Genomic DNA, 15436 nt, shown 5'->3' with positions numbered 1-15436 from the left:
CTGCGGTCTGCCGGCTCCCACGGTGAGTGACGCCACCGATGAGGGAGACACGTGCCCATGCCGTACGCACGCACGCAGAACCGACGAAGCGCACGCCGCTACGACGACGCGCCGGACACCGACGCCGCGTTCCGCCGTATCGCCGCGCTGCCGCACGGCCCGGAGAGGTCCGCGCTGCGGCAGGAGGTGGTGTGCGCCTGGATGCCGATGGCCGAACGGCTGGCTCGGCGCTTTCGCCATCGCGGTGAGAGCTTCGAGGACCTCAAGCAGGTCGCCCAACTGGGCCTGGTCAAGGCGGTGTCCCGCTTCGACGCCAGTCGCGGCACCGCCTTTCCGAGCTTTGCCATACCGACGATCCTCGGCGAGGTGAAGCGGCACTTCCGCGACGAACTCTGGATCGTGCATGTGCCACGGCGCATACAGGAACTGCGCGGCCGGGTCCGCTCCGCCGGCCATGAGTGCTCGTCGCGGGGCAGCCACGAACCCTCCGTCCCCGAGATCGCCGCGCACACCGGCCTGTCCGAGGCGGAGGTACGACTGGGCCAAGGGGCGCTGGAGAGCTTCGCCGCCCGGTCGTTGGACGCCGTGCCCGGCCACTCCGCGGACAGCCATCCACTGACCGACACCCTCGGTGGCCTGGAGCCCGGCTTCGACCGGATCGTCAACCGCGAGGCGCTCCGTCCGCTGCTGCGAGCACTGCCCGAACGCGAACGCCAGATCCTCTACATGAGGTTCTTCTGCGAGATGACGCAGAGCCGCATCGCCCTGCAACTCGGTCTCTCACAGATGCACGTCTCCCGTCTGATCACCCAGACCTGTGCACGCCTGCGCGACCAGGTGATGACCGACCCCCACGCCCTGAGGAGGGCAGCGTGACGACATCCCGGGTGCACGGGCGGCGCCGGGCCGCCAGGCCCAGCGCCCGTCGCTCCGCTGAGAGGCAGACACTGACTGCCGCCGGACGGGCGGGCTTCGCCGCACGAGGCGTGGTGTACGTCCTCATCGGTGTACTGGCCGTCCGGATCGCCCTCGGCAGCGGCGGCGAGTCGGCGGACCGGCAGGGTGCGCTGGCCCAGATCGCGGCGCAGCCCTTCGGGAAGGCGATGCTGTGGGCGCTGGTCGTCGGCTTCGGCTGCATGGCGTTGTGGCGGGGCGCCCGCGCGGTCCTTGCCAGAGGGCCTCGGCGCAACGCGGCCTCGCGAGTGCTTGACGGCGCACGGGCGCTCTTCTACGCCGCCATCTGCTGGGCCACCGCCGTGTTCGCAGTCGGGGGCGGCCAGGGTTCCAGTGGCAATGCGCAGTCGCGGGACTGGACGGCATCGGCGCTCAAACTGTCCTACGGCCGGGTGCTGGTGGGTGCCGGGGGCTGCCTCCTGATCGGCATCGGTGCGGTACTCGCCGTCCGGGCGGCCATGCGGAGCTTCCTCAAGCAGTTGGATACCGGCAGCATGAGCCACCGTACCAAGCAGGTCGTCACCGCTCTGGGCGCGGGCGGAGGCGTGGCACGTGGTGTGGTGTTCGCGGCGGCCGGGGTCTTCATCCTGGTGGCAGCCGTCCGCTTCGACCCGCACGAGGCCAAGGGCGTGGACGCGACGCTCCGCAGCTTCACACAGACACCGGTGGGGCCATGGCTCCTGGTCGCCGTCGCGATCGGGCTGGTTCTCTTCGGCGTCTTCTCGTTCGCCTCGGCTCGCTGGCGCCGCCTGTGAAACAGTGGCCCAAGCCGGATCGGAAACCGTCCCGCCCCCGTCACCGACCGCAGGTGGGCATGCGGAGCGGCGGTCCACCGTCCACCACCAGGCGTCAGTGGGCCGGGCGCCGGCGCGAGCGCGATACCGAGCGCACGAGCAGGTACAGCACGGCGGCGATGAGGAGCAGCATGCCGTCGACGACAGCGCCGATGACGACCAGCGCGATGGCGCCGATGAGCAGAACCAGGAAGAAGGCCATGGCGCTGCGCCTCCTGGGGTCGTGGCGATGGGCGGACCAGAGGGTCGACCACCAGTAGTGCCAGCGTCCTCCACGCCTCGCGCATACCTCAATGTCAGGGTAAACGCAACCCATGGCGGTGGCGTGCCGGGCAGAACGGTTCTACCGTGAGGACAGGAAGCAGATCCCAGGAGCACGTCATGATCATCCTCGGACTCCTCATTCTCGTCGCCGCGGTAGTCATCGGCGTCGTCGGCGTTCTTTCCAACAGTGGCAGCGCCCACGAGTTCACCGGCGGATTCTCCGTCTTCGGAGTCGACGTCACCGGCTCCACCGGCACCCTCTTCCTCTATGGCATCGTCGTCGGGGCGGCGGCTCTGCTCGGGCTGAGCCTGCTCCTGACCGGTACACGCCGCACCGCTCGTCGCAGCCGCACCGCACGGCGCGGGCTCAAGCAGTCTCGGCGCGAGAGCGCCGCAGCCGAACAGGAACGCGGCGTCCTGATCAACGAACGCGACACCGCACGTACGCAGACGGCGCAGGCAGAGCGAGATGACGAAGACCCCGCCGGACCGGTCGAACGCCCCCGCCACAAGCAGCACTGGTTCCACCACCGGGCCGCTCCCCGCTGACGATCCCGCAGACGACCTTGCCCGCACCGGACGCCCAGACGCCGCTGCGGTCATGATCGGTCGGCTCCGACACAGACCTCGGTTGACCTGCCGGGCGCGGTGATGGTGGGACGCGGAGAGCGGGTGTTTTCCATGGACTGGCTGAGAAGGCTGCCGGTGATCGGAAAGCTGATGCGGACGCACGCTTGGCGGGCGTTCGAGCGGCTGGATGCCGTCCACTGGGCCCGGCTCGCCGCGGCCATCACCTTCACCAGTTTCGTCGCGCTCTTTCCGCTGATCACCGTGGGCGCGGCGATCGCTGCCAAGCTGCTGAGCGCGGACCAGCTGGGGAAACTCCAGGACAAGATCGCCGACCAGGCGCCGGGCCTCTCCGACCTGCTGGACCTGGACAGTCTCGTCGCGCATGCCGGATCCGTCGGGCTGATCGCGGGCGCGCTGCTGCTCGTGATCGGCATCAACTGGGTCGGCGCCCTGCGCGGGTGCCTGCGCGCGGTGTGGGAGAAGGATCAGGACCCGGGCAATCCGTTCCTGCTCAAGCTCAAGGACGCCGTGGTGCTGGTCGGCCTCGGCGCGGTCGGGCTGGTCGCGATCGGCAGTTCGGTCTTCGCGAACATTGCCGTCGGCTGGGCCGCCGACAAGGCCGGTATCGAGGGCGGGGCGGGACGGGCCCTGCTGTTCTTCGCTGGCCTGGCCATCGCCCTGGTTGTCGACTTCCTGCTGCTGGTCTACCTGCTCACCCGGCTGCCGCGGGTGCATCCCGGCCGGCGCGCGGTCGTGGTCGCCGGGCTGATCGGTGCGGTGGGCTTCGAACTGCTCAAGTGGTTGCTGACCGGCTATCTGCAGGGCGTTGCGGGGAAGAGCATGTACGGCGCCTTCGCCGTGCCGGTCGCCGTCGTGCTGTGGATCAATCTCATGGCCAGGCTGCTGCTGTACTGCGCCGCGTGGACGGCGACAGCAGCGGGGACGGCGGTGCGGTCCGGCGAGACAGCCGAGGGCGAGGGCCCGGAGCCCGGGATCAGTCCCGCAGATGACGCTGCACCACGGAGGGCGTCAGCCGGCAGCGGCGCACCAGCAGCACCGCACCTCCAGAAGTACGACCCGTGATCCGAGCGTGGTTCTTCGTGCTGGGGCAGCTGCGTGCGGTCACCGCCTCGGCGGCGGTGTCAGGCCACCAGGCCGGGGAGGGGTTCGGAGTTGTCGATGAAGGCGCGGGCCAGATCGGACAGGCGCCGGTTGTGCGCACGGGCGTAGCCGCGCAGGGTGGTGAAAGCCTGCTCCATGTCGATGTTCTGGCGTTCGGCGAGTTTGCCCTTGGCCTGTTCGATCAGTACGCGGCTGTTGAGCGCGGTCTGCAGCTGTTCGTTGAGGACGGTGCTGCGGTGGGTGGTGCGTTGTTGCAGGAGGCTGATGGTGGCGACGTCGGCCAGGGCCTGGGCGATGAGTGTGCCGACCGGGTCGAAGGGGCCGGGGGTGGCGTGGAAGAGGTTCAGGGCGCCGACGACCTCGTCCCGCAGACGCATGGGCAGGGCATGGACGGCCCCGAAGCCGCTGCGGTGGGCCGCCGTGACGAAGTGCGGCCAGCGGTCGACCTCCCGGGTCAGGTCGGGGACTGCCACCTGTGTGCCGGTGCGGAAGCATTCGAGGCAGGGGCCCTCGTCGTTCTGGAGCTGGAAGAGCTCAAGGAGGCGTACCCGTTCGTCGGAGGCGGCCATGACGCGGAGTTTGCCGTCCCGGTCGGCGAGCAGCACCCCGGCCGCGCTCGCATCGAGCATGCCGACGCAGCGGTCGGTGAGCAGGCGCAGGAAGTCGATCAGGTCGAAGTCGGCGACCAGGTTGTCCGCCAGCTCGACGAAGGTCTTGGCAAGGAGCTGCTGATTCATCGTGGGCGCCCTCTTTTGAGTTGAGACTATTCCCGCCGGAACGGGGCGGGAAGCACAGCACGTTCGTCGGATGGCACCAGTGCGTCAGGTTTCCTCGTCGGTCCGTCTCGGTTCCGTGTCCGGGGAGAAGCGGAGCCGGTGGGCCACGACGTCGGCGGCCACGTCGGCGAGCCGGTGTCCCTGCATGTAGGCATAGGCGCGGAGCCGGACGAAGGCTTCGTCGATGCCGACGCCGAGTTGGACGGTGAGGATGCCGGTGGCCTGGTCGATCTCCGCCCGGTATCCGCCCAGGTCCTCGAAGCCGCGATCTGCCAGTGCTCGGTCGACCGGTCCGCCCGTCTCGTCGATCCGCGCATCGAGCAGGAGCAGCGTCGCGAGATCGGCGAACGCCAGCGCATCGGCCAACTGCTCCGTGTCCAGCACGGTGGGGATGTCGGCGTACAGGTCGAGGACTCCCGGGCTGATCGCCCCCATCTGTAGGGGGAATGCGAAGACGGCGCGTGCTCCGGCTTCCAGTGCCGCGTCGGCGAACACGGGCCAGCGGTCCTGCAGTGCGCCGGTCAGCAGATCGGGCGTCAGGACGGCCGAGCCGTGCGTGAAGGCGTCCACACAGGGCCCTTCACCCAGGGTGAGCTGGAGCTCCTCCAGTTGTTCGCTGATGTCGTCGGTGCTGCACAACGGGTGGCTCGCGGCGGTCCGGGACATCGCTGATACTCCGGCTCCGCCGACCGGCAGTGCGACCACCGCCGCCGTGCACACATCGACCACGCCGACCCGGGCACCACGGAGGGCCGCCTGTTCGGCGACCAGCACCTGGATGCGGTCCGAGCGGCTGTCGGACCTCATCCGGGCCACCGGGTCCAGGCATCGTGGGCCAGGCCCTCCCGCCGCGCCGTGGTTCGTTCTCCGAGGGGGAATACCAGCGCACGGAACATGGTCGGGCCCGCCGGCCGCCACATTTCTCCGACGTCCAGCCATCCCCAGGAGCGGAGCGACGCGAGGGTCGGGTGGTCGTCCTGATCCACCAAGGTGGCGCCGAGGGATGCCTGGTGGTCGCTCAGCAGCCGCTCCTGCAACCGGCGGGCCACGTCCTGGTCCTGTGGGTGCGGGCGGACCAGGATGCTGGTGATCGCGAAGACGCCGCCGGACGCGGTGAGCTGTTCCATGCTCTGCGGCAGTGCTCCGTCGAAGCCGAGCCACCAGAAGCTGTCACTGCCCACCGGGAATCCGAAGGCGCATCCCATCAGGTGGTCCGTCTCCGCGATCACCATGGCGAACCCCGGCCGCCGGATGTCGCCGGTGAGACGGTTCAGGAAGTCCTGGCGGCTGCGGCTGCGGTATGCCTCAGGGGCGGACGTCTCGCGGGAGTCGACGTACAGATCCCCCAGCTCCCCGCCCAGGCCCTGCGCCAGCCAGCGGTTCACGCGGCGCAACCGGACCGCGTCCATGGTGGACGGCTCGTCTGCATGGGGCTTGTGCGGCTGCCCCTGCCTGGGCTGGGCCGTCACCGCGCATCGCCCGAGAGGACAGCCACCAGCGGAACACTCCGCTGCGGCAGGGCATGGGCTGTCGGGGCCGGGACGTCCCCGAGAGACGGTGGCAGATGCCCGAGCGGTAGGCCGAGAAGCAGGAACCCGCAGCCGGTGAGGTCGAGGATCCGCCCCATTGCCGGTGGCGGATTGTGCAGTCGCAGGATTCCGCCGGCCTCCGTGGTCCGCTGCGAGGCGTAGAGGAAGGTATTGAGGCCGCTGCAGTCGCAGAAGGTCACGGGAGTGAGGTCGACATCGACGATGCGGATGCCGTCGCTCAAGCACCGCGCCAGTGCCGCGCGCACCAGTGGTGCCGATTCCAAGTCGATCTCACCGGACAGGGTGATCAGCGTCCGGTTCCGGCGGTCATGACGGTAGATGGTGAGCTGTGGGAGGGGCATGACGCCTCGGTTCAAAAGACCATCCGGCAGGGAGATGGGGACGCCGGCTTTCCCGGCCCCCCTTGGCGCGCTGCCGACAGGGGCGTACGTTCGGCGGAGGTGGAACGACGGCCGGTCCGAGGGCCTGTGCAACAGGACAGGGGACCCACCCGGTTCCCTCCAGGGATGCGCCGGGTGACGGACGAGAAGTCCGCTCCCCGCAGCCATCTGCGTCGCGAAACGACAAGCCGCCGGGGTCTGGGACGCCTGTTGGGCAGCGTAGTCCTCGCACGGTGCGACAGGTGGTCCGAAGCCGCTCAGTCTCAGAATGTGGACGGTGTTGAAGCGCGGTGGCGCGCGCATGTCCGGTGCCCTGCACGGTACTTGGACAGGCAGCGCGAAAGCGGCGGCGAACGGCCGCTCAGGCATGGCAGTCCGTCGACTGCCCGAGGAGGTGGCTTCGCATGACGGAGTCGAACGGTTCAACCCTGCAGAACCCCGATCCCGATGAGCCGAGCATCGGCGTGGGCACGATGCTTCAGACCGCACGGCCCGGGCCTCAGGAACCGCCGGGGACCCGCGGCCGGACGGCCATCGCGGACGGGGTGGTGGAGAAGATCGCAGGGATCGCCGCACGGGAGGTCCCCGGAATCGACGCACTGGGCGGCGGATTCACTCGCAGCATGGGCGCCGTGCGCGATCGGGTCCCGGGCGGCCACGCGAGCGCGGGACGCGGCGTCAAGGTCGAGGTAGGTGAGAAACAGACCGCCATCGACCTCCAGGTCGTCGTCGAATACGGGGTGAGCATCACCGTCGTCGCCGCAGAGGTCCGCGAGAACGTGATCGCCGCGGTGGAACGGATGACGGGCCTGGAAGTCGTCGAGGTGAACATCGCCGTCAACGACGTGCGCTTGCCGGACGAGGACACGCCGCAGCCCAGCGAGGACCGCGTGCTCTAGTCGCGAGGCGACCAGGGACAAGGACTCCGCCCCATCGCTCCTCCGCGGCACAGGGACAGGCACCGACTGCAGGCGGTGATCACCTGATCCGGGCGCGACTCGGCCCGGCTGGTGGGTAATTCGCGGCGGCTCCCCGTTCGGATTCGTCGGCGAGAGGATGGAACACGTCGCTTTGCTCAGCGTCGACTTCCGCTTCTCCGGGTGGACCAGCCTGACCCCACGCCGGCCGAGTGCACAGCGAGGAAAGCAAGCCCGGCAAGCATGAGACTCGTCGGACTGAAGATCACCTCGGTCGACGTCTCGGTGACACGGATGATGAAGGCGATGACGAAGAGTGCGGCGACCACGAATGCAAGCATCTGTCTCCCCCTACCGGTGGACGACGAACCACACGTGATCCCGGTGGCTGCGTCGCGGCCTGCCGGGTGCCCCGGACAGCGCAGGTCAGTCGCGTAAATCCCGCGCCGGAGCCGGCGCCGACGCCCCGTCGCCGACCTGCGGACGCTGCGAACGAGGCAACCGGGACTGCTGCTACCGCGAACCCCCTCGGCCGCCCAGCCCACAGATCGACCGAACCGACATGTCGAGCTCAACAACAGATCTGGTGAGCCCGTTCCACGGACACGATCCGTACAAGCATGGGAAGCGGACAGGCCGCCACCGAGCACCCGGATCCTGATCGGATGCCGCAGTCGGCCATCTGCGACAGTGAGGAGCGCCCCATGGGCGCGAACACGGCCGAAGCTGCGGTACCTGACACTATTCAGGAACTGACGGACCGGCTGACGACCTCCTACGCCAACCTGTTGACGGCTGCAATCGTGCGGGATGTGGTGCAGGACTGCTACCAGCCGCTCAGCAACGCTCGTATCCCCAACTACGTGCCGATCCTCGTCGAGCACAGCAGTCGCACCAAGCTACGACAACTCACCCGGCGCTCCGATCCCACGGTTCTCCTTCGCGAGCACTCCGACGGGACACGAGGCCACTCCATCACGAGGGCCTGCCGAAGGGTCCGAGTCGCCCTGACCCGCTCGACATAGGCACGGCGCCCATGGAAGGCACACGGGCCCGCTCGACCATCGGCCTTCCAACGCGCAGAGGCTCCGCCCGATACTCCGCGCTCCTGGAGCTGCCCGATCCGGCACCGCCCGCACCGCCGGCCCCCAAGCTGCCGGACCATCCGGCCTACCAGCAGATCATGGCCATGTTCGCCGCGGCCGACGCCCCGCTACGGGCACGGCAGCCTGCGTTCCACAGTTGAGCGGGGTTCTCGGGTGTGCGGCAGGGCATCGATGCAGGTCAGGCGGTTGAGCCTGGTGCGAAAACCTGAAATCGCCTAGTGGCACGACCTTCATACCCCAGTACTGATGACCTGGAATGATGCCCGTATCGTCTAGCGGCATGTATGTGACCTGAAACTCAAGCGGCTGACCGCGCGCGGCATCCTGGTCGAGACCGAGCAGTGATTGTTCACCCAGCCGCGGCCGTAGCCGCCCGGCGGCCGCCCGACCAGCCCGCCTACCCCAGCCGACAGGGCAATACAGACATCAACTCTCGTACCGCCCTCTGAGTTCGTAGTTGTGCTGGTCGTGGTGGGGATGGAGGCGTTCGCGTTCCCGCTGGGTGTGGAAGGTCCAATATTGCGGGAAGTCGCCGTTGCTGATGAGGGCACGGAGGGTGAGTACGGCTTCGGCGCCGGGAACGCTCCATCTGCTGCCGGTGATGTCGAGGCGGTCGGCCACCAGATGGCGTGCGGCTCCTTCGACGATGCCGCTGGCGATGGGCCAGCCGGCTTCGAGGGCCTGGTCGTAGTGCACGAAGGCGGCGTTGTTCTCCAGGTAGCGGCAGGTCTTGTCGATCGTGATGCGTTGTTCGTGGGTGAGGTGGCCGCGTGCGGCTTCGCCGCGCAGGTCGCGGACGGCGCCCGATGCGTCGCCGGCCAGGATCCGGGCGGCTTTGAAGCCGACCCAGGTCTCGGCGGCGGGATCGGCGGCGGTGTGGAAACACCGTGCGCTCGCCCACAGCTTCTCGATGACGTGCACGATGTCGAGGACGATATGGATCGTGACCGCCCGGCGGTCGGCCTCCTTCTGGATCAACTCCAGTTGGTGGGCGGCGCCGTCGACCAGCACCACCCAGCATCGCTGGTGCTGCGGGTCACGGGCTTCTGCCTCGTCGAACGCGGTGGCAATCACCTGGTCCGCGTCGTGTTCGACGGAAGCGGTGAGCCACTTCGCGCGGGCTTTGGGCCCCTTTCTCGGGATGCGGCCCGTGGCGCGGCCGCCGGGCGGGGCGATGATGTCATGCGGCCTGCGCGGTGCCGGGTCCGCGTCATGCACCACCGCCAGGGTCGCCATCCGCTTGCGACCCGTCTTCTCCCCGGCGGACAGACGGGTGCGGAAGGTGCGGGTCGCCCGTTCGGCGGCCTTGCGCGTCGCCTCCCGCAGATGGCCGGGGAGCACTGGCCGGCAACGACGGGCTCCTCACCGGCATCGTCAGCCGCAGCGACCTGCTCGACGCCTTCATCCGCTCCGACGTCGAGATCCGCGGCGAGGTCGAGCAGGACGTCCTGGGGCGCATCCTCGGCCTGAACGAGGGCACTGTCGCGGTCGAGGTCCGGGACGGGGACGTCACCTTGCGGGGTCACGTCCCGGAACCGCGTCTCGTCCCGGTGGTCGTGGGCCTCTGCCAGGGCGTCGACGGTGTCGTCGCCGTGGACGCCCACCTCACCGCCGAGGGCTAGGTGTTCTGCCCCGGGAGTCCGGCCGCAGCAGGGCCGCCACCAAGTGCAGCCGTGCAGATCCCGTGCCGGCCCCCAGGGCTTCGGTTGGCGCCTGACCCCGATGGCGGTGTTCCCCGCGCGTCGTTGGCTGGTCTCCGTGAGGCTGAGATGTGCAGGTCGGCGTTGCTGCGCCGCCGTTAACCAAACGTGGACGACACGGGGCCCGTCGTCGGGTCGTTTTCGATGGAGGAGGTAGGTCCGTGACTGGCAGTGATGGCGACGGTGATGGCCGGGTGGCGCATGATCCGGCGGTCCTGGAGACGATCGAGGCGGTGCGAGCCGGCGGAACGCTGGGCCGTGCTCAGCGGCGGATGGCGAGTGAGTCGGGCGGGCCGCGCGCTGGGGCGGCGGAGCTGCAGAAGATCACCGAGCTGCATGTCTGCATGGGTTTGAACGCCTGCAAGGGGCATGACCGGGACGGCGCAGCACCGATGGCGGGCATGGGCCGGTGTGCGACGGTGCTGCATGTGTGCCACGGTGCGAACGAGTGCCGGGGGCAGGGCGGGTGCGGCTACACCGGGCCGGACGCGGAGCTGGCCAGGCCGGGTACGCAGGCTTGTCGCGAGAACGGAAGTTGCGCGAGCCCGATCAACGTCAGCCGGGTGTTCGCCGGAGGCCCGCTGAAGGGCAAGAGCGTGTGGAAGCTGGCCCGGCAGCTGTTCGAAGCCAGGATGTACGAGGCCGGGATCCCGTTCGGTCCCGCTCCGGGCGAGGGCTACCCGGACGATCTTGTCCCGCCGTACGAAGTGACGGAGCAGGACAAGCAGAAGCGCAGGCTGCAGGACGGCGCAGCGCGGCAGAGTGCGGCAGTGACGTCCGGGCCGGACGGGGCTGCTTCGTGACATCACTGCCCGGCAGCGGGGGCATTTCCTCGATCTCCCGCTTCGCGCTTCCCGCTTTGGGGTTCGGGGTCGGTCTGCGGGCTCCGCATCACGGGTGGGTCCTGGATCACCTGGACGGCGGGCTGGGTGTGGACTGGCTGGAGGTGATCAGCGAGAACTACCTGGACTCCGGCGGCTTTCCGCGTCATGTGCTGGACGGGGTGGCTGAGCGGTACCCGGTGGTGCTGCACGGGGTGTCGATGTCCATCGGCAGTGTCGATCCACTGGATCTCGACTATCTGGCCCGGTTGCGGCGTCTGGCGAACGCTGTCGGTGCCGCGTGGGTGTCTGATCACATCTGCTGGACCGGGGTGGCCGGGGTCAACACCCACGACCTGCTGCCGGTCCCTTTCACCGAGGAGGCCCTGGCCCATATGGCCGAGCGGGTGCGGATGGTCCAGGACGTCCTGGAGCGCCCGCTGGTGCTGGAGAACCCCAGCTCGTATGTGGGCTTCACCGCCTCCACGATGCCGGAGGAGGAGTTCGTCGCACGGCTGGTCACCGAGGCGGACTGCGCGCTGCTGCTCGATGTGAACAACCTCTACGTCTCGGCGGTCAATCACGGCACCGACCCGCACGCCTACCTGGCGGCGCTGCCGCTGGACCGCGTGGTGCAGATCCACCTGGCCGGTCACACCGACGCCGGCACCCACCTGGTGGACACCCACGACGGGCCCGTCACGCCTCCCGTGTGGGACCTGTACGCCGCGGTGCTGGCGCGCAGCGGTCCGGTCTCCACCCTGCTGGAGTGGGACGACCGGCTGCCTTCCTTCCCTGACCTGGTGCGCCACCTCGGCCCGGCAAGGCAGCTGGCCGAGCGCGCAGAACCGGCTGCCAGGGCTGTGGTGGCGGCAGCAGCGGCGGGAGGGTGAATGCCCACCACCTCGCCCCTGGCCCCGCACCACAGTGCCGCCGATGCGGCAGGGCCCGCGGACCTGGCCGGTCTTCAACGCTGGTTCCAGACCGCGATCCTGCACCCGCACGCAGCGGAGGGCGAAGGCGCGGACCGGGTCGCAGCCGTCCTCACGAACTCCTCGCGGCAGGCCGCCCACGAGCGCCTGGCGGTCTACCAGCGCGGCTACCGGCTGCGTCTGCTGGGCAGCCTGCACTCCTGCTTCCCGGCGCTGCGCCACCTGCTGGGCCCCGAGGCGTTCGACGTCCTCGCCACGGAGTACCTTGACGCCCTCCCCCCGCGTGGCTACACCCTCGACCGCTACATGCAGGGCTTTCCCGCCCACTTGATCCAGGGCAGACCCGACGCGGGGCGACCTGCCGAGGAACGTGACCCGTGGGTCGACCTCGTCGTCGACCTGGCCCGCTTCGAGCGGGCCTTCGCCGAGGTGTACGACGCCTCTGAACCGAACCCCCACCGCTTGCTGGCCTGCCGGCATCCCGTGCACACCTACGCCACCGCCATCGCCCGCGGCCAAGACCCCGCGCTACCCCCGGCCCGTCCCGTCCTGCTGACACTGCGCCGCCGCGGCCACACCGTGGTCGTCACCGAGACAGCCCCGCAGGCCAGCAGCCGTGGCGCCATCCAGCCCCGCCACACCGCACAGGCGCATACGCCCGCGTGAGCAGTAAGCCCCCACCCCGTCCCTGTCCGGGTCGCCAGCGCCCGGAAACCAAACTGGAGCCATCATGACAACCCGCACCACTGCCGGCCTGCCCTTCACGATCGAGCCCCTGGTTCCCGTGAATCCGAATGAACCGATCCAGGACTACGAAACCCTGGTCAACCATCTCCACCAGGCAGCGCAGGTGGAGATGTCAACCATCCCGATGTACCTGTACGCGGCCTATTCCATCCAGACGAAGGGCCACAACCAGTGGCTGCCCGGCATCTCCGCCTTCCGCACCATCGTGGCGATCGCGATCGAGGAAATGCTGCACCTGTGCCTGGTCCGCAACCTCTTGGTCGCCCTCGGAGCGGGAGACCGGATCACCTTCAACGACAAGCACTTCATCCCCAGCTATCCCAGCAAGATGCTGCACCGGGTCCCCGACCTCGAACTGCACCTGCAACCGTGCTCACCCGAGCTGATGAAGGACGTCTTCCTGCCACTGGAGCTGCCCGCCGAGCACCATGCGCCGGCGCAGCCCGACCAGTACCAGACCCTCGGCCAGTTCTACCGGGCCATCGAGGACGGCCTGGTCCGCGTGGACCGCGCCGAGGGCAGCAGGCTGTGGCAGTACGCCAAGGACAGCACCGCCTGGCAGTACCAGCGCGCCTACTGGAACCGCGACGGCGGTGGCGAACCAATCCTCATCACCGACCTCACCACCGCCCGCGAAGCCCTGCAGATCGTCGTCGAACAAGGGGAGGGCGTCGACCCCGCCAAGGCCACCGTCCCCATCGACCCGGTCAACCCCACCCCCGGCTTGGACGAACTCTCCCACTACGCCCGCTTCCTGCGCATCCAGCAAGGCATCGAGCCCATCGGAAACGTGCGCAACGTTCCTGTCGACCCCAAAGTCCGCGACTTCGACGAGCCCGCCGCGAGCCTGGCCCAGCTCTTCAACGCCGCCTACTTCTACACCCTCGCCATGCTCGACAAGCTCTACAACCTGCCCGCGACCTTCGCGGCCGAGACGGCCAACCCCCGCTACCACCTCGAGCGGACCTTCGTCTCCGCCATGAGCGGCCTGCTTTACCCCATCGCCGACCTGCTCATGCAAACCCCCGCCACGAAACTGCACCCCGAGCCGGCGACCGTGCCCGTCTTCGCCGCCCCGACCTTCGAGTTCTACGACTTCCCCGCCGAGATCAAAAAGTCCGGCGGCACCCACACCATGAAGCAACACCTCATGGGGCTCTGCAACCAAGCCATCGCACACTTCCCTGAACTCGGCGGAGACAACAGCGTCCACTGGCTGATCGACAAAATGCCCGACATCGACCAGATCTCCTCGCAGCCCCCCGCCAGCCGCCCCCAACCGAAGTGACGCCACACCGCACCCGGGCCCCGATCCGCAGGTTCGACTCGCATGGGCGGCGAAGACGACCATGCTCGACGGACGCGTCCTGCGCTCGCGCAGCCTGCCCGGTATCGACCAGGAGATCTACGCCCTGCTCACCACCTACCAGGCCCTGAATCCACGCGGCCGCCGACACCGCCTGCAGCCGGCCGGGCCTGGACACGGACCGCATCAGCTTCACCATCCTGCTGGACGCCGCTGCAGACACGGTCGTCACCGCGACCGGAATCCTGCCCACGTCAGCGCCCGTCGATCTCGTCGGCAACATCGGCCGGGCGCCCCCGCATGCCCGGGGAGGATGTCGCACCGTGTAAGCGCCGTGTGGGCGGTGCGGGTCTGCCCCAGATCCAAGGTCGGGCGCGGGCGTTGAGCTGGGCTGTGGCCACTTCGGTGGCGTGGGTGATGTGGTCGCGGTCGCCGAAGGAGCGTCCGGCCAGGGCGGTCTTGCGGAAGATGCGCCACCAGCCCTCTTGGAGGTTCAGCCAGCAGGCGCCGACCGGGATGAACACGTGCCTGATGCGGGGGTGGTCCTCGAGCCAGGTTCGGGTGGACACGCTGTTGTGCGAGGACAGATTGTCGGTGATCACATAGATGTCCCCGACGGGGTTGGCGTCCTCGACCAGCTGAAGGAACTGCTGGTAGAAGGCGCTGTCGCGGGAGGTGGCGGTCATCGTGAGCTCCTGGCCGTCGCGGACGCGTAAGGCGCCGTAGACCCAGGTTTTCTCCGGTCCGCGGGAGTAGTCGATCTCGTTCTTGATGCGGTGTCCGTCCGGTGACCAGCCCGGTGCCGGCGGGAAGGCGCGTGGGATCACCGGGCCGAGCTCGTCGGCGCAGACGACCGTCGCACCGGCGGGCGGGCTGGTGTAGAGCTCGACGATCCGCGTCCTTTTCCCTCGAAGTCTGCATCTCTCGGGCGCGTCCACGAGCGTGTGCGCCGCCAGCGCACGCCCTCGGCCAGCAGGATGCGGCGCACCTGGGAGCGGCTTACCTCGATTCCCAGGTCCCGGGCCGCGGCAGCCAGTGCGTCCAAGGTCCATTCCGAGGGTCCCGACTCGTCCGCGGCCCACATCTCGTTCGACGGCTGCACCTCAAGCCGACCGGGCGGGGTCTGCTTGACCATCGCGATGATCCGGGAGCGTTCGGCCTCGGTGATCCTTCGCTTGCGGCCCTGCCCGCCCAGATCTTCCAGGCCCTCAAGCCCCAAGCGGTTGAACCGGTGCAGCCAGCGGCGCACCGTCTTCTGACTGCACCTCAGCTCGTCGGCGATCTGCGGGACCAGCCAGCCGTCCCAGCTCAGCTCCACCATCCGGCACCGCTCCACCAGAACCTTCGGCGCCTTCCTGGCAGCCGCCAGGCGGTGGACCACCGCTTGCTCGCCCTCGTCACGGCCCGGCCGTACCCGTAACACCATCGTCCAGCACCCGCCCCCGAGTACCCGCAACCACCCCGATACCAGCAGCTATACCCACTGAAAGCGGAATT

The 15436-nt window shown here is 69.0% G+C and carries 20 protein-coding genes; 12 read left to right on the top strand and 8 right to left on the bottom strand.

Annotated elements, in window-relative coordinates; translation table 11 throughout:
- Positions 1 to 57: 57 nt before the first annotated feature.
- Both QFZ76_RS49280 and QFZ76_RS49275 read left to right on the top strand, forming a co-directional pair.
- Positions 58 to 876 carry a SigB/SigF/SigG family RNA polymerase sigma factor gene (locus QFZ76_RS49280; protein WP_307679777.1) on the top strand — a complete coding sequence of 273 codons (819 nt, stop codon included), beginning with the start codon at positions 58 to 60 and terminating at the stop codon, positions 874 to 876.
- A complete protein-coding gene (locus QFZ76_RS49275; RefSeq protein WP_307679776.1) occupies positions 873 to 1709 on the top strand; it encodes a DUF1206 domain-containing protein in 837 nt (278 codons plus the stop codon). The genes QFZ76_RS49280 and QFZ76_RS49275 overlap by 4 nt, the downstream gene beginning before the upstream one ends.
- Positions 1710 to 1803: 94 nt before the next feature.
- Here the strand turns inward: QFZ76_RS49275 and QFZ76_RS49270 are convergent, their stop codons facing one another.
- Positions 1804 to 1950 carry a hypothetical protein gene (locus QFZ76_RS49270; RefSeq protein ID WP_307679775.1) on the bottom strand — a complete coding sequence of 49 codons (147 nt, stop codon included), beginning with the start codon at positions 1948 to 1950 and terminating at the stop codon, positions 1804 to 1806.
- A gap of 179 nt (positions 1951 to 2129) precedes the next feature.
- On the opposite strand from QFZ76_RS49270, the gene QFZ76_RS49265 reads away from it, so the two are divergent.
- On the top strand, positions 2130 to 2561 hold the full coding sequence (locus QFZ76_RS49265) for a hypothetical protein (RefSeq protein WP_307679774.1): 432 nt from the start codon (positions 2130 to 2132) through the stop codon (positions 2559 to 2561).
- Between the two features lie 132 nt (positions 2562 to 2693).
- Positions 2694 to 3665 carry a YihY/virulence factor BrkB family protein gene (locus QFZ76_RS49260; protein WP_307679773.1) on the top strand — a complete coding sequence of 324 codons (972 nt, stop codon included), beginning with the start codon at positions 2694 to 2696 and terminating at the stop codon, positions 3663 to 3665.
- 59 nt (positions 3666 to 3724) lie between these two features.
- Here the strand turns inward: QFZ76_RS49260 and QFZ76_RS49255 are convergent, their stop codons facing one another.
- From QFZ76_RS49255 to QFZ76_RS49240, 4 genes are all read right to left on the bottom strand, one after another.
- Positions 3725 to 4441, bottom strand: a complete 717-nt coding sequence (locus QFZ76_RS49255; protein WP_307679772.1) for a GAF and ANTAR domain-containing protein — start codon at positions 4439 to 4441, stop codon at positions 3725 to 3727.
- A gap of 84 nt (positions 4442 to 4525) precedes the next feature.
- On the bottom strand, positions 4526 to 5287 hold the full coding sequence (locus QFZ76_RS49250) for an ANTAR domain-containing protein (RefSeq protein ID WP_307679771.1): 762 nt from the start codon (positions 5285 to 5287) through the stop codon (positions 4526 to 4528).
- Positions 5284 to 5949, bottom strand: coding sequence for a hypothetical protein (locus tag QFZ76_RS49245; RefSeq protein WP_307679770.1), 666 nt, complete (start codon positions 5947 to 5949; stop codon positions 5284 to 5286). Before QFZ76_RS49245 ends, QFZ76_RS49250 begins: the two co-directional genes overlap by 4 nt.
- Positions 5946 to 6371 (bottom strand): STAS domain-containing protein, encoded by a 426-nt coding sequence (locus QFZ76_RS49240; protein WP_307679769.1) that lies wholly within the window; start codon positions 6369 to 6371, stop codon positions 5946 to 5948. The genes QFZ76_RS49245 and QFZ76_RS49240 overlap by 4 nt, the downstream gene beginning before the upstream one ends.
- Before the next feature lie 443 nt (positions 6372 to 6814).
- On the opposite strand from QFZ76_RS49240, the gene QFZ76_RS49235 reads away from it, so the two are divergent.
- From QFZ76_RS49235 to QFZ76_RS49220, 3 genes are all read left to right on the top strand, one after another.
- Positions 6815 to 7309, top strand: coding sequence for an Asp23/Gls24 family envelope stress response protein (locus QFZ76_RS49235; protein WP_373464478.1), 495 nt, complete (start codon positions 6815 to 6817; stop codon positions 7307 to 7309).
- Between the two features lie 722 nt (positions 7310 to 8031).
- Positions 8032 to 8352, top strand: coding sequence for a three-helix bundle dimerization domain-containing protein (locus tag QFZ76_RS49225; RefSeq protein ID WP_307679767.1), 321 nt, complete (start codon positions 8032 to 8034; stop codon positions 8350 to 8352).
- An 11-nt stretch (positions 8353 to 8363) separates the two neighbouring features.
- Positions 8364 to 8573 carry a hypothetical protein gene (locus QFZ76_RS49220; protein ID WP_307679766.1) on the top strand — a complete coding sequence of 70 codons (210 nt, stop codon included), beginning with the start codon at positions 8364 to 8366 and terminating at the stop codon, positions 8571 to 8573.
- 286 nt (positions 8574 to 8859) lie between these two features.
- Here the strand turns inward: QFZ76_RS49220 and QFZ76_RS49215 are convergent, their stop codons facing one another.
- Positions 8860 to 9774 (bottom strand): ISKra4 family transposase, encoded by a 915-nt coding sequence (locus tag QFZ76_RS49215; protein ID WP_307679765.1) that lies wholly within the window; start codon positions 9772 to 9774, stop codon positions 8860 to 8862.
- Between QFZ76_RS49215 and QFZ76_RS49210 the strand changes: the two genes are divergently transcribed.
- The 5 genes from QFZ76_RS49210 to QFZ76_RS49190 all read left to right on the top strand — a co-directional run bounded on the left by QFZ76_RS49210 (position 9774) and on the right by QFZ76_RS49190 (position 13921).
- Positions 9774 to 10055 (top strand): BON domain-containing protein, encoded by a 282-nt coding sequence (locus QFZ76_RS49210; RefSeq protein ID WP_307680367.1) that lies wholly within the window; start codon positions 9774 to 9776, stop codon positions 10053 to 10055. The genes QFZ76_RS49215 and QFZ76_RS49210 overlap by 1 nt on opposite strands.
- A 239-nt stretch (positions 10056 to 10294) precedes the next feature.
- On the top strand, positions 10295 to 10936 hold the full coding sequence (locus QFZ76_RS49205) for a hypothetical protein (protein WP_307679764.1): 642 nt from the start codon (positions 10295 to 10297) through the stop codon (positions 10934 to 10936).
- Positions 10933 to 11847: a DUF692 domain-containing protein gene (locus tag QFZ76_RS49200; RefSeq protein ID WP_307679763.1), complete on the top strand. Its 915-nt coding sequence runs from the start codon at positions 10933 to 10935 to the stop codon at positions 11845 to 11847. Before QFZ76_RS49205 ends, QFZ76_RS49200 begins: the two co-directional genes overlap by 4 nt.
- Positions 11848 to 12552 carry a DNA-binding domain-containing protein gene (locus QFZ76_RS49195; protein WP_307679762.1) on the top strand — a complete coding sequence of 235 codons (705 nt, stop codon included), beginning with the start codon at positions 11848 to 11850 and terminating at the stop codon, positions 12550 to 12552.
- Between the two features lie 64 nt (positions 12553 to 12616).
- A complete protein-coding gene (locus tag QFZ76_RS49190; protein WP_307679761.1) occupies positions 12617 to 13921 on the top strand; it encodes a ferritin-like protein in 1305 nt (434 codons plus the stop codon).
- Positions 13922 to 14193: 272 nt separating this feature from the next.
- On the opposite strand, the gene QFZ76_RS49185 is transcribed toward QFZ76_RS49190, so the two are convergent.
- Positions 14194 to 14766, bottom strand: a complete 573-nt coding sequence (locus QFZ76_RS49185) for a transposase (protein ID WP_307679760.1) — start codon at positions 14764 to 14766, stop codon at positions 14194 to 14196.
- A complete protein-coding gene (locus QFZ76_RS49180) occupies positions 14763 to 15365 on the bottom strand; it encodes a helix-turn-helix domain-containing protein (protein ID WP_307672413.1) in 603 nt (200 codons plus the stop codon). Before QFZ76_RS49180 ends, QFZ76_RS49185 begins: the two co-directional genes overlap by 4 nt.
- Positions 15366 to 15436 lie beyond the last annotated feature (71 nt).

Origin of the sequence: Streptomyces sp. V4I2 (assembly GCF_030817655.1) — a bacterium.
Lineage (GTDB): Bacteria > Actinomycetota > Actinomycetes > Streptomycetales > Streptomycetaceae > Streptomyces > Streptomyces plumbiresistens.
The sequence above is the reverse complement of the archived record's forward strand: the minus strand, read 5'-3'. Positions and strand labels throughout refer to the sequence as shown.